Origin of the sequence: Hydrogenobacter thermophilus TK-6 (assembly GCF_000010785.1) — a bacterium.
Taxonomy (GTDB): Bacteria; Aquificota; Aquificia; order Aquificales; family Aquificaceae; genus Hydrogenobacter; species Hydrogenobacter thermophilus.
The window spans coordinates 1,029,229-1,051,531 of the sequence record NC_013799.1 but is presented as its reverse complement, the minus strand read 5'-3'; the positions used below and the strand labels follow the sequence as shown (position 1 = coordinate 1,051,531).

The 22,303-nt window shown below is 40.4% G+C and carries 22 protein-coding genes and 2 pseudogenes; 11 read left to right on the top strand and 13 right to left on the bottom strand.

Annotated elements, in window-relative coordinates:
* Positions 1 to 11 precede the first annotated feature (11 nt).
* From HTH_RS05805 to HTH_RS05790, 4 genes are read left to right on the top strand one after another with little or no spacing between them, the layout of a single operon-like run.
* Complete coding sequence (locus HTH_RS05805) at positions 12 to 1,865, top strand: proton-conducting transporter membrane subunit (RefSeq protein ID WP_012963787.1); 1,854 nt, start codon at positions 12 to 14, stop codon at positions 1,863 to 1,865.
* Complete coding sequence (locus tag HTH_RS05800) at positions 1,862 to 2,809, top strand: respiratory chain complex I subunit 1 family protein (protein WP_012963786.1); 948 nt, start codon at positions 1,862 to 1,864, stop codon at positions 2,807 to 2,809. Before HTH_RS05805 ends, HTH_RS05800 begins: the two co-directional genes overlap by 4 nt.
* Position 2,810: 1 nt before the next feature.
* Positions 2,811 to 3,455 (top strand): hydrogenase, encoded by a 645-nt coding sequence (locus HTH_RS05795; protein ID WP_014462612.1) that lies wholly within the window; start codon positions 2,811 to 2,813, stop codon positions 3,453 to 3,455.
* Positions 3,452 to 4,885 carry a proton-conducting transporter membrane subunit gene (locus tag HTH_RS05790; RefSeq protein WP_012963784.1) on the top strand — a complete coding sequence of 478 codons (1,434 nt, stop codon included), beginning with the start codon at positions 3,452 to 3,454 and terminating at the stop codon, positions 4,883 to 4,885. The genes HTH_RS05795 and HTH_RS05790 overlap by 4 nt, the downstream gene beginning before the upstream one ends.
* A 102-nt stretch (positions 4,886 to 4,987) precedes the next feature.
* Here HTH_RS05790 and HTH_RS05785 read toward each other — a convergent pair whose 3' ends face one another.
* Genes HTH_RS05785 through HTH_RS05775 form a run of 3 tightly spaced genes read right to left on the bottom strand, consistent with a single transcriptional unit; the run spans position 4,988 to position 5,809 of the window.
* On the bottom strand, positions 4,988 to 5,236 hold the full coding sequence (locus HTH_RS05785; RefSeq protein WP_012963783.1) for a hypothetical protein: 249 nt from the start codon (positions 5,234 to 5,236) through the stop codon (positions 4,988 to 4,990).
* 25 nt (positions 5,237 to 5,261) lie between these two features.
* Entirely contained in the window at positions 5,262 to 5,615 is a 354-nt protein-coding gene (locus HTH_RS05780) for a hypothetical protein (protein WP_012963782.1), read from the bottom strand.
* Positions 5,561 to 5,809 (bottom strand): hypothetical protein, encoded by a 249-nt coding sequence (locus HTH_RS05775; RefSeq protein ID WP_012963781.1) that lies wholly within the window; start codon positions 5,807 to 5,809, stop codon positions 5,561 to 5,563. The genes HTH_RS05780 and HTH_RS05775 overlap by 55 nt, the downstream gene beginning before the upstream one ends.
* A gap of 148 nt (positions 5,810 to 5,957) precedes the next feature.
* On the opposite strand from HTH_RS05775, the gene HTH_RS05770 reads away from it, so the two are divergent.
* A complete protein-coding gene (locus tag HTH_RS05770; protein ID WP_012963780.1) occupies positions 5,958 to 6,326 on the top strand; it encodes a cupredoxin domain-containing protein in 369 nt (122 codons plus the stop codon).
* Entirely contained in the window at positions 6,323 to 6,931 is a 609-nt protein-coding gene (locus HTH_RS05765) for a LolA family protein (RefSeq protein ID WP_014462611.1), read from the top strand. Before HTH_RS05770 ends, HTH_RS05765 begins: the two co-directional genes overlap by 4 nt.
* On the opposite strand, the gene nifX is transcribed toward HTH_RS05765, so the two are convergent.
* The 10 genes and pseudogenes from nifX to HTH_RS05705 form a co-directional block, all read right to left on the bottom strand.
* Positions 6,928 to 7,302 (bottom strand): nitrogen fixation protein NifX, encoded by a 375-nt coding sequence (gene nifX, locus HTH_RS05760; RefSeq protein WP_012963778.1) that lies wholly within the window; start codon positions 7,300 to 7,302, stop codon positions 6,928 to 6,930. The genes HTH_RS05765 and nifX overlap by 4 nt on opposite strands.
* Positions 7,299 to 8,642 (bottom strand): nitrogenase iron-molybdenum cofactor biosynthesis protein NifN, encoded by a 1,344-nt coding sequence (gene nifN, locus HTH_RS05755; protein WP_012963777.1) that lies wholly within the window; start codon positions 8,640 to 8,642, stop codon positions 7,299 to 7,301. Before nifN ends, nifX begins: the two co-directional genes overlap by 4 nt.
* Positions 8,630 to 9,985, bottom strand: coding sequence for a nitrogenase iron-molybdenum cofactor biosynthesis protein NifE (nifE, locus tag HTH_RS05750; protein ID WP_012963776.1), 1,356 nt, complete (start codon positions 9,983 to 9,985; stop codon positions 8,630 to 8,632). Before nifE ends, nifN begins: the two co-directional genes overlap by 13 nt.
* A 10-nt stretch (positions 9,986 to 9,995) precedes the next feature.
* A complete protein-coding gene (locus HTH_RS05745) occupies positions 9,996 to 11,057 on the bottom strand; it encodes a DegT/DnrJ/EryC1/StrS family aminotransferase (protein ID WP_014462610.1) in 1,062 nt (353 codons plus the stop codon).
* Entirely contained in the window at positions 11,054 to 11,512 is a 459-nt protein-coding gene (locus HTH_RS05740; protein WP_012963774.1) for a NifX-associated nitrogen fixation protein, read from the bottom strand. The genes HTH_RS05745 and HTH_RS05740 overlap by 4 nt, the downstream gene beginning before the upstream one ends.
* Before the next feature lie 229 nt (positions 11,513 to 11,741).
* Positions 11,742 to 12,083, bottom strand: a complete 342-nt coding sequence (locus HTH_RS05730; protein ID WP_044520489.1) for a cyclic nucleotide-binding domain-containing protein — start codon at positions 12,081 to 12,083, stop codon at positions 11,742 to 11,744.
* 4 nt (positions 12,084 to 12,087) lie between these two features.
* Positions 12,088 to 13,729 (bottom strand): annotated as a pseudogene (locus HTH_RS10180) (DUF3364 domain-containing protein).
* Positions 13,730 to 13,745: 16 nt separating this feature from the next.
* Positions 13,746 to 15,189, bottom strand: a pseudogene (nifD, locus tag HTH_RS10150) (nitrogenase molybdenum-iron protein alpha chain).
* 11 nt (positions 15,190 to 15,200) lie between these two features.
* Positions 15,201 to 16,040: a nitrogenase iron protein gene (gene nifH, locus HTH_RS05710; RefSeq protein WP_012963773.1), complete on the bottom strand. Its 840-nt coding sequence runs from the start codon at positions 16,038 to 16,040 to the stop codon at positions 15,201 to 15,203.
* Positions 16,041 to 16,210: 170 nt separating this feature from the next.
* The gene (locus HTH_RS05705; protein WP_232500410.1) at positions 16,211 to 17,746 is read right to left on the bottom strand and encodes a sigma 54-interacting transcriptional regulator; all 1,536 of its coding nucleotides are present in this window, start codon (positions 17,744 to 17,746) and stop codon (positions 16,211 to 16,213) included.
* Between the two features lie 192 nt (positions 17,747 to 17,938).
* On the opposite strand from HTH_RS05705, the gene HTH_RS05700 reads away from it, so the two are divergent.
* From HTH_RS05700 to HTH_RS05680, 5 genes are read left to right on the top strand one after another with little or no spacing between them, the layout of a single operon-like run.
* On the top strand, positions 17,939 to 18,193 hold the full coding sequence (locus HTH_RS05700) for a MoaD/ThiS family protein (RefSeq protein ID WP_012963771.1): 255 nt from the start codon (positions 17,939 to 17,941) through the stop codon (positions 18,191 to 18,193).
* Between the two features lie 2 nt (positions 18,194 to 18,195).
* Positions 18,196 to 18,417 carry a 4Fe-4S dicluster domain-containing protein gene (locus HTH_RS05695; RefSeq protein ID WP_012963770.1) on the top strand — a complete coding sequence of 74 codons (222 nt, stop codon included), beginning with the start codon at positions 18,196 to 18,198 and terminating at the stop codon, positions 18,415 to 18,417.
* Positions 18,414 to 20,210: an aldehyde ferredoxin oxidoreductase family protein gene (locus HTH_RS05690; RefSeq protein ID WP_012963769.1), complete on the top strand. Its 1,797-nt coding sequence runs from the start codon at positions 18,414 to 18,416 to the stop codon at positions 20,208 to 20,210. Before HTH_RS05695 ends, HTH_RS05690 begins: the two co-directional genes overlap by 4 nt.
* Complete coding sequence (locus HTH_RS05685; RefSeq protein WP_012963768.1) at positions 20,200 to 21,294, top strand: cysteine desulfurase family protein; 1,095 nt, start codon at positions 20,200 to 20,202, stop codon at positions 21,292 to 21,294. The genes HTH_RS05690 and HTH_RS05685 overlap by 11 nt, the downstream gene beginning before the upstream one ends.
* Positions 21,291 to 22,268, top strand: a complete 978-nt coding sequence (locus HTH_RS05680; protein ID WP_012963767.1) for a LeuA family protein — start codon at positions 21,291 to 21,293, stop codon at positions 22,266 to 22,268. The genes HTH_RS05685 and HTH_RS05680 overlap by 4 nt, the downstream gene beginning before the upstream one ends.
* Positions 22,269 to 22,303: the final 35 nt, after the last annotated feature.

The window sequence follows — 22,303 nt, the reverse complement described above, 5'->3', positions numbered from 1 at the left end:
AATATAAAAAAATGGAAGAAAGCTTACCTAAGAAGATATTGTCTGTTCTTATTTATAGCCCTTTATTTACCTCACTGCTTATGCTGCTTTTCATACTTACCCTCCCCAATTACTTTACAGTACCTCTTGGCTTTTTATCCTTCTCCTTCAGGCTTGAAAGCATCCCTCTTTACTTTTCCTGCATACTTCTTTTTGTATCCTTTTACATCTCTTTATACACGCTGTCTTATGGGAAGGCGTTCCAAGATAAACCTCACTTTTTCTTATTTCTTTCCGTGTTCATGCTATCCATGTTTTTTACCATCTTCAGTAACGATGTTATAAGCTTTCTGTTTTTTTGGGAGCTTATGTCTCTATCTTCCTTCCTGTTAGTTATCAGTGAAGAGAAAGAAGAAGTTCTAAAGGCTGGCTTTCTTTACCTTTTTATGACTCATTTGGGAACAGCTTTTATAATCCTTGCCTTTTTCTTGCTTTATGCAAAAACTGCATCTTTTAGCTTTGATAGTTTTAAGGGGATGGCAGATGCGCTTACACTTTTCCTCGCCCTTACAGGTTTTTTTGTGAAGGCGGGTATAGTTCCCTTTCATGTGTGGCTTCCTCACGCTCATCCTATAGCACCTTCTAATGTGTCCGCTCTTATGTCGGGTGTTATGCTAAATGTGGCTATTTATGGTATGTTTAAATTTCTCTTTGATTTCTCATCCCAACAGTATGCATTCATAAGCTTCTTACTCATCTTCTTAGGAAGCCTCTCTCTTTTTTATGGTGCTCTTTACGCCTTTATCGATAAGGATATTAAAAGATTCCTTGCCTATTCAAGCATAGAGAATGTGGGCGCCATTACCATAGGCATGGGTGTGGCCTATTTTGCTTTGCAGAAACAGCTTCAACCTATATACTCTTTGGCTGTATCCTTTGTGCTTTTGCATCTTTTGAATCATTCTCTTTTAAAAAGTTCCCTTTTTATGGGTGCGGGCATTGTGGTAAAGATGACACATGAGTATAGTATGAATAAACTCGGTGGCTTATATAAAGTAAGTCCTGGACTTTTTCTTCTTATTCTTGTAGCCTCTCTTTATATGTCAGCCCTACCACCCTCTAACATGTTCCTCAGTGAGCTTCTTCTCTACAAAGCTCTCTTCTCAGCACTTCAAGTGAAGGGAGATATGATGAGTCATGCTTTTGTTCTCCTTATTGCAGTCCTTGCCCTTTCTGGCGTTTTTATAGGAGCTACTTTTGTCAAGTTTCTTGGGCTTGTGTTCTTGGGGAAATCCAGAGGTACAAAAGCAACAGACAAGCCAAACCCTCTTGAACTGTTGAGTATAAGCATTCCTGTTGTATTTTCCATCCTCGTGGGTACATATCCCTACTTTCTGTCCAGATTATACCCATACAATTATCCACTTTATCTAAAAGATTTGTCTTACACACCCCTTTCTTTTTCCTTAATCCTGTTTCTAACTCTCCTAATTGCTTTCTATTTCCTTAGAACTAAGAATATTAGAGTATATGAGACATGGATGTGCGGCTTAGATGAGGAAAATCCTTCGGCACAGGCAACTGTCATGTCTCAAACTTACAGCATAAGGAGACTATTTTCTATGTTTTACTCCTCATTATCAGAGGTGAGCTTTGATGAAGATGTTAAAAAGTATTTCAGGAGAAGTGTACTCTATAAAGAAGAGCTTAAAGATGTTTTTGAAGACAGGGTGTACAAACCATTAGTCTATTCTGTGATAGAAGCTTCAAACTATGTAAGAAAGTTCCTTCAGACGGGTAACATAAACCTTTACATAAGTTACATATTTTTGACTTTAGCTCTTTGCTTTCTGTTTTACATACTTTTTATCGGAGTGAGACCATGAACTTAGCTTTTGGTATATTGCAGGGGCTTATGGTGCTTATTTTGGCTCCTTTTTTTGCTGGTTTTGTTCACAGACTAAAGCAGAGAGCAAGAGGTCAGAAAGGTGTAAGCCCCTTCCAGTACTACAGAAATCTATATAAGCTACTTAAGAAGGAGACAGTACTTTCAAAGGATGCAACATTAGTCTCTTATCTCGCCCCTTTTATGTATCTTTTGCCTCATATACTTCTCGGTTTTATGATGCCTTTCTTTTACGGCAAGCCTCTTTTGGCTCCCACCAATCCTATACTGATCACTTACCTAATGGCGCTGGCTGTATTTTTTTTGACCCTTTATGCCCTTGATCAGGCAAGTTCTTTTGGTGGGCTGGGTTCAAGTAGAGAATGGTTCCTTAGCAGTTTGTCAGAACCTGCTTTTCTCTTACTGCTTTTTTCCGTGTGCCTGTACTCCAAAGAGTGGGACCTCAGCATCGCCTTTTTAAAGCTGGGGCAAGAGGTTCAATCGCTGATATTAGGTTACACACAACACTTTTCTGTAAGCATTCCATTCCTTCTTATAATTAGCCTTTTTGTACTAATGCTTGCAGAGAATGCTCGTATACCCTTTGACAATCCAGAAACGCATCTGGAGCTTACTATGATACACGAAGCAAATATACTTGAGGCAAGTGGCAGGCATCTTTTACTTTTTGAGTATGCATCTCACTTAAGGCTTACTGTATTCTTGAGTTTAATTTCCATATTAATATTTCCCTACATAGCACAAGAGCCTTTTTACTTTTTGCTTGCCTTTGCTCTTTACTTTCTAAAAATGCTCCTTTTAGGTTCTGTATTAGCTTTTGTTGAATCTATAAATGCTAAGATGAGGCTTTTCAGATTACCTAATATACTGTCGGTTGCCTTTGTGCTATCTCTTCTGACCTTAATTCTTTCTATGGGGGTGTGATGTGGAACAGTTAGCCAGTTTCTTTGCCCTTATGGTACTTGTACTATCCATACTGAATGTAGCTTCCCCTTTTCTAAAGTTTGCTGTAAATTTAAATATGCTTCAATCCTGGATGCTTTCATTGTACATACTTTTAGTAGCTATCAATTCAGGTGTTTTTCACCTTTACCTTTCCTTTTTTGCTACGCTGGTTTTTAAGGGGCTGATTGTACCTATACTGCTTTTTAGGGTCTTAAGAAGGATAGGTAAGGAGAGGGAAATAGACATGGTTGTAAGTATACCGTCAGCCATTGTGATGTCGGGCATGTTTGTGTTAGTATCATCAATATTATCTACAAAACTAACAGGGCTTGAGTTCCTCTTTGGAAGGTTTGTCTTTGTATCATCTCTGTCAACGCTACTTATAGGTGGAATGCTTTTGGTTATTAGGAAAATACTTTTCTCCCAGATACTTGGACTTTTAATAATGGAAAATGCCATCTTCCTTGCGGCAAACAGTGCAGCAACCGGTATGCCCCTTATTGTGGAATTAGGTGTACTTTTTGATATACTCATAAGTGTGTTGATATCCTCCGTTCTTCTGCTTCGTATAAGGAGAAGCTTTGAAGACATACAGGTTGAATCCTTAGAGGTGTTAAAGGAATGATGTACATGCCTTTTCTGTTATCGGGTTTAGGAATAATACTCTCACTCTCCTTTGATGTTTTCAAGATGTCGTACCTTCAAATACTTTTGTCTGTAGGGATATTCGTCTCCGGTATATATATATTCCTTCAGGATGGTTACTTAACCTATATGTACGGTATATTTTTCACGGATCCAATAAACTGTCTAATGCTGTTAACTGTCTCTTTCCTTGAGCTTTTTGTATCTTTATACTCTTTCGGTTATATAAGGACGGAGACAGCACAAGGAGTGCCAAAAAGGCGGTTTAGATACTATTACTTTTGGAAAAATGCCTTTATACTCAGCATGTTCGTGTCCATACTCTCAAACAATCTCGGTGTTTATTGGGTAGGGCTTGAAGCTACTACATTGGCAACAGCCTTCCTTATAGCTTTTTATAGAAGTAAAGAATCTTACGAGGCTTCTTGGAAGTATGTGATGATGTGCTCCATCGGTATAACCCTCGGTCTCTTTGCAGTGGTTCTTTTGTACTACGCTACTGCTAAATTATATGGAGAAAGCCTTAGCTCCCTTTCTTTTGTGAATATAATATCAGTTGCCAATAGTCTTGATAAAAAATTGTTGTTTTTATCCTTCATATTAGCCCTTGTGGGTTTTGGTACAAAGGCAGGCTTTGTTCCCATGCATAACTGGCTCCCCGATGCTCATTCGCAAGCGCCAAGTCCTATAAGTGCTTTACTTTCAGGCGTTTTACTAAATACGGCACTGCTTGGTGTAATAAGATTCTACCAGATAAACCAGAAAGCAGGCATTGTTTATGCAGGTAAATTTTTACTATTTTTCGGCACACTTACTTTATTCCTTGCAAGCCTCCTCATGCTGAAACAAAGTGAGTACAAAAGGCTATTTGCTTACTCATCCATGGAGAACATGGGTGTGATATCTTTGGGTTTAAGTATGGGTGGTCTTGCTACCTTCGGTGCTTTGATTCATATACTTTTTCATGCTCTAAGTAAGGGAGTACTTTTTATGGCTGCAGGAAATATACTTTCCGTTTTGCACAAAAGAAAGATAAATGAGGTGAAAGCCTTGTTTAAAGGCATGAAAAGGTCTGCCTTTATTCTCACTTTCGGTTTGGCTAGTATATCGGGTTTCCCTCCTTTTTCTACCTTTTTAAGCAAGATGTACACTATAGTAGGCACTGTGCAAAAAAGTCCGCTGTTGGGTGTGGTGATGCTCTTATCCATATCCTTAGCTTTTGCAGGGCTCTTTTATCAAATGCTTCCCATGCTGTTTGGCGAAGAAAGCAAAGAGAAGGAAAAGAATCTGCATCCTCTCATGTTGCTTGTCCCAGCCACTATGTTAATAACACTTCTTGTATTTACTTTCTATCTTCCGCAGGATTTTCTCAAAAGGGTTTGGGATGCTGTTCATGAAATAGAATATTGAGGGGCAGTAGTTTAAAAACTCCCAAAGCGTATGCCTTGCCACAAGTTCCTTCCCTTTGCTCCTCGTAAAGATTCCCTCTTCTCCTTTCTTTCCAAAGTGTTCTTAGTAGAGGCGATCAAGAGCCTTGCTGAGGTGCTTTACCGCTCTGTAGAGTTTTACCAGTGTTCTTAGCTCCGGGGCATCTTCGGGCTTCCAGCTTTTTAATGTCTTGCTTTTCAGCTTTCCGTCTTTTGTCAGGTAGCCTTTGAGCTGTAAGCATCTGTACGCCTTGCCTCTCCTTACCACATGAGTTTCCACCACGCTCAGGCTAAGGTTTGGGAGAATTTTATCACTAACCTGCTGGTTTTTCATATTTGCTACCTCCTGAGGTTTCAAACTATTTTAGCAAATCTCTAAGATGCTCGGGGAGTTTTTCCTTAGGGTAGGTTCCTTGCTTTATCTCCTGAAGATTGTGCCACCACATGTTGGGATACTTTTTTTCTGCCTTGTAATCGTCGGGAGGTACCCACTCAAGGACTTTTTTTAAAAACTGCCTATCTAACTTTTTAACCTCAGGGTGGTCGTCAAGCCCAAGCTCATGTATCTGGTCCCTAAGGTCATAAAACATCCAGCCACCGTAGACGAATACATAGGGGTATTTTGTATTGGGGTAGGAAAGCAGAGCATCGTACTCTTCTATAAGATCCTCAATATCGCTGAACTGAGGGTTTGGACTCTTCTCTTTATCCATTCGTCCTCGATTCTGTAAAAGCTCAGTATAGATAAATTATCATCTGAGGTGGTTACCATCAAGTCCACTTTGAAAAACATGTAGTATGTCCCTGCGGCGTTTCTCTTCACATACACCCTGTTGGGGTTTCTTACTATCTCGTAAGCCATTTTCCTGTATTCTTTTACAGTTTTAGTCTTTACTATTGTATGCATACCTTACGGCTGATGATTGCACCCTCATAAGGTTAAGTAGTAGCTTACATTGGAGTGTGATTAACATCATAATTTTATTGCAGTCAGTCATTAAATTAAGCCCAGTTATGGGGAAAAGGGGATTATATATCATTTTATTTTCATATTTGTGAGTACAGTATTAGCCATCCAGAAGGAGCGTGTTGAGAAGAGATACTCTGCTCATATAGATCCAGATGGAATCCAGCGAGTTAACATAAAGGCGGGTTCCTACTATTTTGATCCCAATTACATAGTGGTTAAGGTGAATACCCCTGTTGAACTTAATATAGTTAAGGAAGGTGGTATTATACCACATAACTTTGTCCTTGAAATTAACGGCACCCACATTAAAGAGGAGATTAAGAAAGAGGGTACGAAAATAAGCTTTACGCCAATGCAAATAGGCAAGTTTGAATTTTACTGTGATAAGAAGCTTCCTTTTCTCCCGAGCCATAGAGATGAAGGTATGTGGGGAATAATAGAGGTTGTCAAGTGAGGTGCTTTCTTTTGCTTCTCTTTATAAGTTATATCTCCTTTGCAAACCCTCTTGATGACGCCATACAAAAATTTGAAAAGGAGTACAGGTCTTACTCGTATGTTATGAAGGTGAACGATGGTATGGTACTTAGGTATTACTATGCAACTCCTGGGTATGTGAGAATGGACATAATAGAACCTTATAAAGGCGTTACGCTAGTGTATGACCCCAATATGGATAAAGTTTTTGTACGCCCCTTTAAAAGTATGAAAAATCTGATCCTAGAGCTTTCCCCAGACAATCCTATAGTTAAAAGCTCTAAGGGTCATCGTATGGATGAATCGGATGTGTTAACTTTACTCAGGACTGTAAAAGAGTTAGAAGGTAATGGGAAGATGCTTACAGAGGACAGAGGATCCTCATACTATATTGATGTAAGGGGGAGAGGTGGTGTCGCGGTGAGGAAAGTTATAACGAGGTTTACCCTTCTTTTAGATAAAGAGTCACTCTTTCCCCGCTACGCGGCATCTTACAACAGGGAGGGGCAACTTATAGAGGAGGTGTTCTTTGAAGACATTTTAATAAATACAGGTTTTTCAAAAGATATCTTTATACTTCGTTAGATCTTCTCTTTACTATCTGTAAGAGCCTTCCTTAGCCACGGTGGTGGATTTGTGTTTAGTGTATCCACCAACTTCTCAAGCATTTCTTCTATAGGTGTTGGTTCATTTACTTTTACGGGATGTATTCTTGCCTTTACTATTCTTGCAGCTGCTGTGGCACCTATGGCGATTACATATACAATAGTACAGTCTTTTATCCCTTCAACCTTGTAAGCTATTTTATCATATTCCTCATCAGGGATATCTTCAAAGTGTCTGTATTCTATGAATTTGTAACCCGTTTCATCTACCTCGTAAATAGCCATAGTTTTTGCATGCCCAAAGTGATCGTCAATTTTATCAAGACTCTTTGTAGCAAAAGCCACCTTCATGTTGACCTCCTTGTTATATGCTCTGGAATTTTGTAAGACTCTTCCTCATCCCTTCCCATAAGTAAGTTTGCAAGATCAAACACCAAATTAATGCTTCCTTCGTATCCTACAAAGCCTTTTAAAAAGTGCCCTAACCTATCAAACACAGGGATGCCCATTCTGTAATGAGGTACTTTAAGTTTTTTTGCTATATGCCTCATATTAGTGTTGCCTATTGCTATATCCACACACTTTCCCTCTTTTAATAAAAGCATATCTTCAAGGTCACCTATAATGATCTCATCAAAAGGTAGTTGTTTTAAATACTCCGCATATGTTGATGCAACGGCTAACGAAACCTCCATACCAATCTCTCTTACTAAAAAATCAGAAATTCCGTACAAAGTGTCAGGTTCTGCGGCAATTGCTATCTTCTTGCCAGTTAGGTAAAAATGAGAGTCCAGCATAGCATCAAGCAGTCTGCTTCTCCATTTTTTTAGCTTTTCGTCAGGTTCTTCCCCACTTAGATTCATCAAAAGCCTTATAAATCTATCAAAGTTCTTAAGACCGTATAGGCTTTCAAAGTAAAATGCGGGAATCATAAATTTACTTTCTAAGTACTCTCCAGCTTCTTTTGTACTTTCTCCTACAGTTATAGTGATTGCTGATGCGGACATAAACTCTATTTCTTCAACATCCGTCCCACCAGCTGTTATACTGGAAAAGCCTTTAGAACCTCCATCTAAGGAAGAGGAAAAATTTGGAAGTATAATGGGTTTTAACCCAAAGCTTTCTATGACTTCCTTTATTGTATCCACATCCTTTGCTGTAAGAGAGTAACTTAAAAGCACATTTATCCGTTTAGTTTTTTTGCTGTACGCTCTTCTTACGAGGGTTTTTACTGTAGATAGTATAGCCTTTTTGTATCCATCATGAAAAGAACCCTCGTAATCCGGTGTGGAAACATAAATAAGCTTTTTGTAAACATAATCTGGATAAAGTTCCTTAAATCTCTTTATTGAACCTTCTACGTCATCCCCTTTTGTTTCACTCACTCCAGTTGATACTATACCAATAAGTTCAGGATTGTATCTTTCTATTATGTTTTTAAGGGCTATATGCAAATTGTCATCTCCTCCCATGACAGTTGCTATTTCGGATAGGGCAGTTGTTTGCATAGGGATGTTTTCTGAAAAATTTCTTGTGAGAAAGGTCTTTGCAAAAGCTGCGCATCCTTGTGAACCATGCATTAAGGGTATAGAGCCCTTAATACCTAAGAAAAAGTAAACAGCACCAAGTGGTTGGCTGAGCTTTAAAGGATAGACCGAGCACGCTTTGTTTGATTTCCTTAATACTGCCATGGTGGAGGCTCCTTGTACAGATCAAATACAGGGCTGTATATGGTTCTAACAAGTTCTTGAGCCAAAACAATCATACCATCATATCCTGCATAAGGTTTTATCCTCTCTTGATTTGTATCAAGGAAAGGAATACCTTCTTTAATAGCAACAAATTTACTCCTACCACCTGCCATAAGCACATCTACCTTATGCTCTCTGCAAAGTTTAACAAGCTCCTTTGGGTTAGGATCATCTATTAGTTTCCCATCATCCCCTAACAACTTAAACATTCTTTCTTTGTCTTCTTTAGTGCTTTTTTTAGAACTTGTTCCAACAACTACCATCCCAAGTTCTTGCACCTGAGAAACCATAGACCAACTCTTTACACCACCCGTATTTATGAGAACCTTCTTGCCTTTGAGTTTTTCTATATAAGGTTTAAGTTTCTGTCTTGTCTCCTCTTCCTTCTTTGCTATTAATTTCTCAGTTTTTTCTATTAATTCTTCGCTGCCTAAGAGTTTTGCAAAGTTTCTTAGCGCCTCGCTAGTATTCTTTATTCCATAAAAAGAACCTTCAAAGTAAGGTATGCCATATTTTTCTTCCATTTTCCTCGCAAGGCTAAGAAGAGCTTTTGAACATACAACCATATTTACCTTAGCTCTGTGTGCAGCTGCCACATCCTCATACTTAGCATCCCCACTTATACAGGCAAGCACCCTAATGCCGAGTTCTTGGAACAAGGGCATAATCTGCCACAATTCCCCTGCTATGTTATACTCACCTAAGAGATTAATATCATAAGGTGTAGTGTACTTTGGCTCTCTTGTGCCTATAACATATCTAAATAGAGCATCACCAGCCAACTTGTTGCCCAAATTTTTACTTCCTGCAAAGCCCGGTGAATCCACAGGAATAACAGGTAATCCAAGTTCTTCCGAGGCCCTTTTACATACGCTTACTATGTCATCCCCTATCATGGCGGGAACACAGGTCTGATACACAAACACGGCAGGCGGTTTATACTTATCTGCAGCTTCTTTTATAGCATCCAGCAGCTTTTCTTCACCTCCATATATAACGTTAATTTCATTTAGATCTGTTGTAAAACCCATCCTATAATAATCGGATGATGAAGAGCGCGTACCTCTGTTGTCCCAAGAATTTCCAGCGCACGCAATGGGACCGTGAACTATATGGACAGCATCCGCTATAGGGAGCAATGTTATTTGTGCACCATCAAAAGCACAGCCACCGGAAGCGCTTCCAGGTTGAGGTTTAGAGCAACCTTTCTTTCTCTCCTTCTCTGTCTTCTCTCCGTTGTGGCTACACCCAGGCTCCAAGAAAAAATCTTCTAAGTTTCTCATGTTTTACCTCCTAATGGTCTATACTACCGGCACCAACTTGTACGACATGCTCCTTTAATCTCTCACACACAAAGTAAACATCTTCGTCCGTAATATCTTCATGAATAGGCAGAAGGAGAGCACGCGTTCCAACTTCGTGAGCTATGTGGAGATAAGAAATTTTTCTACCTTCTATTATGTCCTGAGATATGGGATACTCTCTAACCTCTATTCCATCGTCAGCGAGAAGTTCTCTTATTAACTCTCTTGCATTGTCAGCATATCTTTTCCCAAGATGGATACAAAAGTAGGACCAACACATTTTTGAGACATACTTGGGATGGAACTGTGGCTTAAGACCTTCTATATTTATGAGGAGTTGAGAATACAAACCTGCTAATTCGCTCCTTATTTTTAATTTTTCATCTAAGTGTTTAGTCTGCGATAAGATTAACGCAGATGTTATATCGTCCATAAGCTCCACATTTTCTCTTAACCTGTGGTAAAGAAGTTTATCATCAGTCAGGATAATTCCTCCATGTCCGGTTATTATTGAGCTATCAGAAAAGCCGAGTAAAGATATGTATCCAAAGGAGCCTGCTGGTTTCCCCTTGTACTCTGTGAAAATGGTTTCCCTTGAATCCTCTATTAAGATTCTATCTTTTATAAGCTTCATTATTGCATCCCAATCGGCCGGAATGCCCAAAGAGTTGTTTACGATAAGAACCTTCATATCCTCAGTCAGTACTTGTGGCATCCTTTTTACATCCAAATTGAGAAACCATCTTTCTACATCAGCGTAAGTAGGTTCATATCCAGCAATCCTGAGGTATGGTGAGAAATGTTTAAAGTAAGAAAGAGGAGAAAGCACGACCTTTGAACCCTTACCTATCCCTATATAGTCAAGCACTTCTAGCAAGGGCGTTATAAACTCTTTTACCGCTAAAGCGTATCTTCTACCAGTTTTTTGACAGAAAAAGTCCTCAAGCTCACGCCTTATAAGTCCAGAAAAGAAGTATGGATGGCTCATAGCCTCCACAGCGGATGCCATCTCTTCCTTAGAATATCCATAAGGTTTAAAAGGGATCATCATAGCCTTGCTACCTCTTCGTACTTTTCAAGCAGCTGCGTAGCCTTTTCTATCATCTTCAACCCCTGCTTTGCCATATCCTCAAGGGACTTAAAGCCAAACCTATTTGCATCTCTTATGGTCTTATTTACAAGGACAAGCCTTCCCGAGTAGACTATAACATTGCCGTTTCCCTCATCGTCCATGTTTATGACCGTAGAGGTCAGGATGTTAGAACGTCTTTCTATAACAACCCCTAAAGCCTTGAAGTAGGCATATATCTTTAGCATCGCCTTTGGGTCAACTGCACAGTGCCCGCCGAAGTTAAAAGATGCAGGCTTGTTCGTTTCCCCCTTCAAGAACTCCTTGAGCAGGTCCTCGTCGCCCCTTTTTTCCCAAGTGCCGTATGTGTCGTAAGCTCTTACTTGATTTACCACTTCCTTCATAAACTCTTCTGCTGTCCTTTCATCAACTACCATAGCCTGACCCTCCTGCTTTCTTGTTTTTGTATCCTACTCATTGTCCTTACTACATTCTCGTAGCTAAGCCCCGTTATACCTGCTATTTGTTTCCTCTTTATTATGAGATTTGTTTTCTTCTCTTCGACAATCTTCGCTAACAAACTCAGAAAACTCCTTATCCTGTCTTTAGCTTTGGGTTTACGTAAAGTTGCCAAAACCTCATATAGGTAAGCCTGTTTTGATAGAGCTAAAGAAAAGATGTCAAGAACGAGGATAGGATTTTCGTTTCCGAGCCTTTTAAGTTGTCCATATTAACATAAAACAAGCTAACGCTTGTGAGAGCAATGACTGTAAAATTTTTCATAAGGCTGATATCAGACATAAAGCCAAAGATATCGCCCGGAAGCATAATATCAAGGGTTCTCTTAGAAACTTTACTTTTTATGCAAAGTTCCGCAACTCCATTAGAGATTATGCAAAGGCCCTCCCCGCAAAACTTACTTGGTAGTATATTTTCTTTTGCACTATACTTGCGTTCCTCTACATAACCTGCAGGTAGATACCTTCTTAGCTTCTCCAAGGCATCCATGACATCACCTTATAAGATCAAAGCTATAGTCAGTTTCTGCTATATGTATGGTTTTTCTATCTATCTCATCTAAGATGGTGTTAACTATCCACACTAATAAGTTTAAGGCTCCTCTGTAAAAGAGTATTCCATACCTGTGAAGATGGTGTCGGTCAAATATTGGATATCCTATCCTTATGAGAGGTGTTCCTGTATCTCTCCAAAGAAACTTTCCATAAGAGGTGCCTATCATGTAGTCCACTGGTTCAGTAAAGAGAAGGCTTCTCATATGCCAAAGGTCTTTACCGGGAAAAATCTGAGCATACTTTCCGTTGTCAAACTTAGAACATAATTCTTTTATCTCTTCTGCCCATTCTTCGTTTCCGTTGGTGCAGAGAATGTGAGCTGGTTCCGCTCCAAGCTCTAGCAAGAAGGATGTTATTCCGTAAACAAAGTCCGGATCTCCCCATAGAGCGAACCTTTTACCGTGTATCCAGTAGTAAGAGTCTGCCATGGCATCAAGGAGCTTTTGTCTTTCTTTAATTAGACTTTCTGGTATAGGTTTCTCTGTTAGGTTTGAGATAAGCTGTAAAAACTCGTCCGTTCCTTGTACTCCGTAAGGTCTAACTACATAGGTGGGGTGTTTCCAAACCTTTTCTATATACTCTCTCGTTTTTTCTGTAGAATACTTTTGGAAGGCAATAGTAGCAAGGGACAATTTGGCTTTGTATATATCCTTTAGTGAAGTACCACCGTTGTAAAGGTTGTATTCTCCTTTTAGCCCAGAGTCAAGATTTTCTGATGGGTCGGAGAGAATAATGCAGTCTTCTCCAAACTCGCTCACTATCCTTTTGACTTCTTTATAGTCATCCAGGTATGTATGAAAACCCAATATAAAGTTCAAGACACCCATTTTACTCACCTCCTTTTGAACTGTTCTGTTTAAGCCATGTTAAAAGCCCGCCTTGCTCGTAAAACTCACCCTCATCTGGGTCATACTTATCTACATTGTCTACGCCATACTTCTCAAAGTACTCAGTCATGTACTGAAGAATGCCCTTCATCTGGTTGTCATACCCGGTAATATGAGAACCAACGAAGGAAGGTGTATGGGCAAAAGGTATAGGAAAGTCCACAGGTATTAACCCTTTCTCTTTTGCATTATTTATAAAGCTGTTTAGATCATCCCCTATCACCTCAGCCATACAGGTTGTGTTTACTGCTATCATCTTTGGTTTGTACAGGGCTATGGCATTCTGAAGTCCTTCATGCAGGTTGTTCTGACCTCCAAACACAGCAGCATCCTCCGTCATAGATGTGGATACCATAGGTATGGGTTCCTTAAAGTGTCTCGCCATATGTGTCCTGAAGTATGCCACACATCCCTGTGAACCATGAGAAAAGGGCAAGGTTTTTTCAAAGCCAAGGGCACAGAGGAGTGCCCCAAGAGGCTGACATGCCTTAGCGGGATTTATAGATATAGCTTCCCTCTTGAAGTTCAGCTCCCTATATTCCCAGCTTTTTGTCCATTCTGCTACCTCTCTGACCTTCTCTTCACCTACCCAGTTCTCGAAGTTTTTCCTTTTATTCTGTATCATTTCCTTAAATTCATCATTCCTGAAGCACTCAAGATGATCCTTTATGTTCAGCTCATGATGTATACCCATAGCTTTTACCTCCTTTTTACTGTTCCCAAGGAGCCTTTAAAAACTTCCACACGTTACCATTTATCGCCATATCCACATCCCTTGCGAATATTTCAAAACCCTCTATGCCATGATATGGTCCGCTGTAATCCCAACTGTGCATCTGCCTGAAGGGTACACCCATCTTCTGTGCTTGATACTTTTCCTTTATACCCGAGGCTACCAGATCGGGTCTTAGCTTTCTGGTAAGCTCTTCTATCTCGTAAGCGGTAGCATCGTCTACTATTATGGTAGTGTTTCTGTCTATGTAGTGAAGTGTCCTCTGATAGTCATCTTGGTGGGCAAACTCGTATCCTGTAGCTACCACGTTCATGCCCAGGTCCTCAAAGGCGGTAATTATATGCCTCGGTCTTAAACCGCCTACATAAAGAAGCACCGTTTTGCCCTCAAGCCTCGGCCTGTACTTTTCTATAACTTTGTCCAGTCTCGGTTTGTAAACTTTCTCTATGAGCTCTTCTGTCCTTTCCTGCACTCTCTCATCAAAGAGCTTGGCTATCTTTCTCATAGATGCAATGTGTGGGTCCGAAGAAGTTATATTCTATCCAAGGAATACCAAACTTTTCTTCAAAGTATCTTGCCAAGTAATTAGAAGACCTGTAGCAGTGAACCAGTATGTACTTAGCTCTCACGGCATTTGCCACCTCGCTAAGCGTTCCATCCCCCGACCACTGAGTAACAACCCTAAGTCCCATAGCTTCTAAGATTTTCCTTGAAGCCCACGCATCGCCACCTATGTTATAATCTCCCCATATGGCGACATCGTATGGACTTGGTTCTATATCCTTCCCTTTTACACCCTTTTCGTAAATCCAGTCTCTCATAGAGTCATTAGCTATGTGGTGACCAAGAGACTGAGAAACCCCTCTGAAGCCTTCACATCTCACTGGTACAACTACCTTACCTATCTCCTTCGATGTCTTTCTTGCAACTGCCTCAATGTCATCCCCTATCAAACCTATGGGACATTCGGATTGTATCGTTATGCCCTTGTTTAGAGGGAAGAGCTGATTTAGCTCGTATATAGCTTTCTCAAGTTTTTTGTCACCGCCAAAGACTATATCTCTCTCCTGAAAGTCAGTAGTAAAGTGGGGAGTTACAAAGGTATCAACTCCCGTGGTTCCTATGTAGTAGTTTCTCCTTCCAGCTCTTGAGTAATATCCGCAGCCAACGGGACCGTGGGATATGTGTATCATGTCCTTCACAGGACCCCAAACAACACCCTTGGAGCCTGCATAAGCGCATCCTCTTATAGTCATCACCCCAGGTCTTGTCTTTACGTTGGACTTAGGAACACACCCTTCCTCTCCGGGATCAGCCACAGCAATGTGTTTTGCTCTATCTTTCCTTGCCTTTGCTGGATAATGACTGAGTATCTCTTCCACTAACTTTAAGGCTGTCTCCTTGTCTACAACTATACCCATGATAAACCTCCTTAAGCCACCTCTTCCGGCTTCATGATACCGTATTCAACCAAAAGTTGTTCTAATTCATCCATAGTCAAGGGTGTAGGGATGGAGAGCTTTCTGTTTTCCTCTATCTTTTTGGCAAGTGTTCTGTACTCGTCAGCCATAGGATGGTCTGGTGCATACTCTATAACTGTCATTCTTCTCAGTTCCGCCTCCTGAACTATGTTGTTTCTTGGTAAAAAGTGTATCATTTGAGTTCCGAGCTTTTCCGCTAAAGCCTCTATAAGCTCTCGTTCGTTATCCACATTTCTACTGTTGCATATGAGACCACCAAGCCTCACACCTCCGCTGTGCGCATACTTTAGAATACCCTTTGATATGTTATTAGCTGCGTACATTGCCATCATCTCTCCGGAAGTAACTATGTATATCTCTTGAGCCTTACCCTCCCTTATAGGCATAGCAAAACCACCACACACGACGTCACCAAGAACATCGTAAAAGACATAATCAAGATCGTCATCAAAAGCTCCATTCTCTTCAAGGAAGTTGATGGCAGTTATGACACCTCTTCCCGCACAACCGACGCCTGGCTCAGGACCGCCAGATTCTACACACTTAATACCACCAAAACCAACTAACATGACTTCGTCCAAGTCAAGGTCTTCCACAGCACCCCTTTCCGCTGCTAAATGCATTACGGTGCTTTGAGCTTTGACATGCAGAATTAACCTTGTGGAGTCAGCTTTTGGATCACAGCCAACTATAAAGCATTTCCTGCCGGCCTCAGCAAGAGCTGCAACCGTATTTTGTGTCGTGGTGGACTTTCCTATTCCACCCTTTCCGTAAATAGCTATCTGTCTCATGTCTATACCTCCTTTCAACGTTTTCTAACCTATTTTCTGCAAAAACCGTGCCAAAGAAGGGACTTTCAATAAAATGCAGATCCATCAAGGCTTTACTTTCTTTTTTGGTTTTGTAATCTTTGATTCAAACCTTACAAAGCTTTGTAACAAAGATAGCAGATTTTGCTGTGTTATATTTTCTTTATTTCTATGCCGTATTTCTTTATCCTGTAATTGAGCTGTCTTACAGTCATACCGAGCAGTCTTGCAGCTTTTGCCTGAACATATCCAACTCTTTCAAGGACCTCTATTATTTTGGTCTTTTCGTCTTTTGGAATCTCTTTCTCTTCATGCTTCGTTTTTTCCTCTACTACATGATTATCTTTGTCAGCATAACTATACTTTATCAGATGGGAAAAGCATACGCCTGAGCCTATGCAGGATATGTCATCAGGCTGTATAATACCCGTACTTGAGGATATAGCAGCTCTTGTAAGACAGCTGATAAGTTCTCTTACATTTCCAGGAAAATCGCAAGAAGTCAGTATTCCTAAGGCATCCTTATTTATTCTTAACTTCTTTCCCATCATACTGCCTATCTGTTTTATGCAGTATTCAACCAGCATGGGAATGTCCTCTTTCCTTTCTCTCAAGGGAGGTATGTATATGGGGTAGACGGCTATTCTGTAGTAAAGGTCTTCTCTAAACTCACCATTAGTTACCATATCCTCAAGGTTTTTGTTAGTAGCGACTATTATTCTTACATCAGACTTGATAGTCCTGTTACTTCCTAACCTTTCAAACTCCTTTGTCTGCATAAATCTTAAAAGCTTTGCCTGAAGCGTCAAATTTAGATCTCCTATCTCATCAAAGAAGAGCGTCCCACCATTTGCTATCTCCACTTTACCCATTTTGGTGGTGTAAGCACCAGTAAAAGCTCCCTTTTCGTAACCAAAAAGCTCCGCTTCAAGAAGTTCAGTAGGTATCGCTGAACAATTAATTTCTATAAATGGTTTGTTTTTTCTAGGTGAAAGGTAGTGTATGACCTTTGCTAAAGTAGTTTTCCCAGTTCCGGATTCTCCCCTTATCATCACAGTTACATCAAGCTCCGCTATCTTCAAAACTTGCTTTATGATGCTGTAATAGGCTTTACTTACGCCCACAAACCCTTCAAGTTTGAATTTTTTCATCAATTCGCTTCTAAGGGCGGCTATCTCCTCTTTGAAAACATCCTCCCTTTCTTTTAGCCTTATGTAGGTGTATATATAACTTCCAATAAGGTTTGATACCATAACCAAAAGGTCAACTAGATTCGCTGTGGCAACAAAACCTTTATTCACATCTACAGTTATAACTCCTACAGCTCTATCCTCGTATTTTATAGGAACACCTATAAAGTTCACATCACTTAAATCCGCTCTTTTAATTTTGTTAAGAAACAATGGTTCTTCAGCTAAGTTTTTGATTACAACCGGATATCCTTGTTTGAAGATAAAACCCACCACACCTTCCCTTTTGCTAAGTCTTATGCTTTTTTCCTCTACGCCTACGCTGGAGACCAAGGATATCTTTGATTGGTCACTTTCGGCAACATAGAAAGCTATTCTTTCTATACCTTCTATGTCGCTTAGCATACGCACCACATCAAGTATAAGCTGTTCGGGATGTGTCTCTACTCTAACGAATCTTTTAGATAAGTTGTAAAGAAGATTGATTTCGGTCCTCATAAATTTTTTTAGGGTTTCATCTGTACTCATTGTAATAACCTTCGCTTGTATTCATTACAGTAATAATATATGCAACTTTTGTGCCTATAAGGGTCCCTCCGCTTTTGTAAGAATAATTACAATTTTTGTCACAAAGATTACAAATTGAGTATCAAAAGATTAGGCATAAAAATTGCGTAATTATAAATTGCTATGATGGTAAGGCTGTTGGGTTACTTAGGGTATATAGCCGGAGAGCAGATTGTAAAGATCGGTGAGGTAACTTCTGTTAGAGAAGTTCTGAATGAAGTTGCAAAGCGTAAAGGTATTGGTAATCCACTCTACAGCGGAGACGGGATATGGGAAGGTATACTTTTCATACTGAACGGAAGAGTAATTCAAAATTTAGAGGAACCTGTCAGTGAGGATGACGAACTGGTTATAACCTTTCCCACAGCAGGGGAGTGAACATGATAAAAGTAAACCTCAATCTATGTTCTGGTTGTAAAAGGTGCATGTTAGCATGTTCTTTCTACAAAACGGGAGGTTTTAACCCCAGATATTCTTCAATAGAGATTGTAACGGATATAGGTAATAAACCAGTAGCTTACAGATCAAGGTTTTGCATGACCTGTACGGATTTTTACTGCCTTGATTTTTGTAAGTTAAGTGCGCTGGAGGTTTCATCATGAGTTGGTGGGGAAAGTACCTTTTTATAAACCTTACGGAGAGGAAATGGGATGCTTATCATGTAAACGAGGACATTGTAAGAAAATACTTGGGGGGAAACGGTATAGGTGCTTATCTTTTGTATAAATTGTGCAAAGAAAGTGTTGACCCACTATCCGGAGAGAACCCCTTAATTATAAATACGGGTCCTGCAAATGGTACCCTCGTCCCTATGGCTTCCAAATTCTGCGTTGTTTCTAAATCACCTCAAACAGATGGTTTTACAAAAGGATTTTGTGGTGGAGAGTTTGGACAGGAACTAAAGTTCGCAGGATGGGATGGGCTTATAATAGTTGGCTCTTCTCAAGAGTGGATACACATCCATATAGAAAATGACAAGGTTTACTTATTAAATGCTGAAAACTTAAGAGGATCTTTGACGAGTGTAACACAACAAAAACTCAAAGAGAAGCTCGGTGAAGACATAAAAACCCTTGTTATAGGTCCAGCGGGTGAAAATCTTGTCAGGTATGCTTGTATTATATCAGATTTGAGAGCTGTAGGCACAGGAGGCATGGGGGCTGTTCTTGGATCAAAGAAGGTCAAGGCTATAACCATCAGAGGTAGTAAAGTGGTAAGACCTCTCAATCCGGAAAGACTTATAAACTTCGTTAAAGCCTTTGAAAAGTCGGTTTACGAACATCCTGGCGTCAAAAACCTTATCAAGTTTGGAACAGCAGCGGGTGTTATGCATCTTCAATATCTCGGCGCTTTGCCATCTTATAACTGGCAGAAGGAAACCTTTGATCCTGCAAAAAACATTAGTGGCGAAGCTTTAAGAGAAAAGGTGGTAAAGGATGTGTCTTGCTTTGGATGTATAGTTCCCTGCGGCAAGTACTCTGTAAGTAAAGATACTTTTACTGTTGGACCTGAATACGAGGGCATATTTGCTATGGGGACTCTAATAGGAAACGGAAACTTGAACGAACTTATAAGCTTGGATAGGTTAACAGACGAGTTAGGACTCGGACAGATTCAGACAGGTGGTGTTGTGGCTTGGGCTATGGAGTGTTATGAAAGGGGAATTTTAAACAGGGAAGACTTTGACGGCCTTGACCTTCGCTTTGGAAACACTCGTGACGTAAAAAGATTGCTCAAAAAGATAGCTTTTAGGGAGGGGATAGGAAACATACTAGCGGAGGGTTCTGAAAGGGCTAGCCAAATACTCGGTGTAGGTGGGGACTTTCTTATGACAGTAAAGGGCATGGAGATAGCTGGACACTCGCCGAGGGCTGTAAAAACGCAGGCTTTGGGTTATGCTGTTTCTAACCGTGGTCCCGTTCACTGCGATATAAGACCTGGCATCGAAGAAAACAACATAATACCGTTTGCAAACCCGAAGGATAAAGGGAAGATTAGCAAAGACCTTGCCGTTTGGACGAGTGTGGTAAACAGCATAATATACTGCCTTAGCGCAGAGAGGGTCGTAGGACTAAAGCTCAATGAAAAGATTTTAGAAATGGTAAACGCAGTCATGGATTGGGAACTGCAGATGGAAGATCTATACAGAATAGGAGAAAGAATCTACACACTTGAAAGACTTTTCAATGTAAGGGAGGGCTTCACCAGAGAGAAGGATGCGCTACCGAATAGAATAAAGAAGGAAGCTTCGGAAAGAGGATACATAACCACCCAGGAAGAGCTGAATGAGATGCTTGACGAATTTTACGAAGCCTTTGGCTGGGACAAAGATGGTAAACAAAAAAAAGAAACACTTATCAAACTTTCTATGGGGGAGCTGGTCTATGATGTTTGATCCCAATTCTTCAAAACCCTTTCCCCAGGTGATGGAGGAATTATCCCAGTTTCTGTTATACTTTTTTGTAAACCCCTCGGGCTTAAACGCACTTTCAACAAAATCAAAGGAATTACTCGTCAGATCGAGGGGAGCAGTTGCGGAGTTCCTGGGGATTAATAGTTCGGAGGTTTTGTTTACATCAAGCTCTACAGAAAGTAACAACCTTGCTATAAAAGGGTATCTTTCCAGTAAGAGGGGAAGCGTAATAACAACCGACTTCGAACATCCCTCTATAACTCACCCCCTAAAAACTTTAGAAAAGGAAGGCCTGAATGTTCTATACCTTACCACTGACAGATATGGCTGGATAGATCCAGAACTGATAAGAGAGCATGTGAAAGAAGATACATTGATGGTTACTATGGGAGCAGTGTGCAGAGAAACTGCAGCTCTCAGGGACATAGTAGGGATAGTAAAGGTAGTAAAAGAAACCAATCCAAAAACACTCTGTCACTTTGACTTTTGGGGACTTTACTATCCAGATATGGTGGTAGATGTAGAACTTCTTGATATGGCAAGCTTTGACGGACCGTCCCTCCTTGGACCTCAGGGAGTAGGGATCCTTTATCTTAAAAAAGGCATAAGGCTAAAGCCTATCATAGAGGGTGGAACCCAAGAGAGGGGACTGAGGGCAGGGGAAGAAAACCTCTTTGGAATATATGCCATGTCCCAATCGATAAAAATCCTCTCCGAATGGCGGAGGGCTATAGAGGAAAACATCACTGCCTGTGATGGTTATGTAGAAGGCATGATCTTTCCACAACCTATTTTTAAGAAGGGGTGGAAGGCACCAGGTTTATTTTCCTTCGGTCTTAATGGACTTGAGGCGGAGATGATCATGTCCTTTATGGAAAAGAAGGGCTTTTTCTTAGGCTATTCTTCCCCCTGTATTGCAAACAGGATAAAAGACAGGCTAAAGCACAAAACGGGCTTTGACGATATCCTTTCCTTTAGGATACAACCTTTTACCTCTTTGAAGGAGATAAAAACCTTTATAGGGGCTGTGAAAAGTATTCTTGCAAGTGTGGAGAGTGCGCTATGAGAGTCTTTATCACAGATACTACTCTAAGAAAAGGTATGCAGTCAGCTTCGCTAGAACTCACCTACGAAAAAAGAAAGGAGCTTTTCTTCTTACTGTCTTCAACGGGTATCCACGAGCTGGAAGTGGGCGTTCCTGCTCACAGCGAAGAAGAGAGGGATTATATAAAATACCTTGCCAGAAGCCAGCATGGTGATAAGGTGATCGTTTGGAACAGGGCTAACATAAGGGATGTGGAAGCGTCCTTAGAGTGCAGCGTTAAAAAACTGGAGATTGCCATTCCTGTTTCAGATTTCATGATAAAGGAAAAGCTAAATAAGGACAGGGACTACATTGTAAGGCTTCTAAAGGAAATAATTCCCTATGTAAAGTCCAAAAAACTCTATCTTTCCGTAGGTTTTGAGGATGTCTCTCGTGCTGATAGAGAATTCGTTATAAAGCTCCTTGAATGCATAAGAGAAGAAGGTGCTGATAGAGTAAGACTTTCGGACACAGTGGGTGTGTTAAACCCATTACAGACCAACGAACTAGTAAAGACCGCTTCCTCCTTTTTGGACGTGGAGGTACACTTTCACAACGATTTTGGTATGGCAACGGCAAACTCCATTACCGCCTTCCTTTCGGGGGCTAAGTACATAAACGCGTCCTTGCTCGGTTTGGGTGAAAGGTGTGGTATAACCCCGCTTGAGGAAGTAGTCTTTTACCTTCAGCTAATACAAGGAGTTCACACTGGCATAAATGTAAAAAGATTGTACGAAATTGTGAACTATTTTATAGACATGACAAACATCCATCTGGCACCCAATAAACCGCTGATAGGCAAGAATGCCTTCACAAACAAGTCAAGCATACATATAGATGGTCTTACAAAATCAAAAAGGACTTACCTACCCTTTGACCCTGAGGTTGTAGGTTCAAAAGCTGCCTTAGCTTTTGGTCTTTATTCGGAAAAGGCTAACAAACTCTGTAAGAAATAGCACAAAGACTGTAATAAACAATACTAAAAATACTT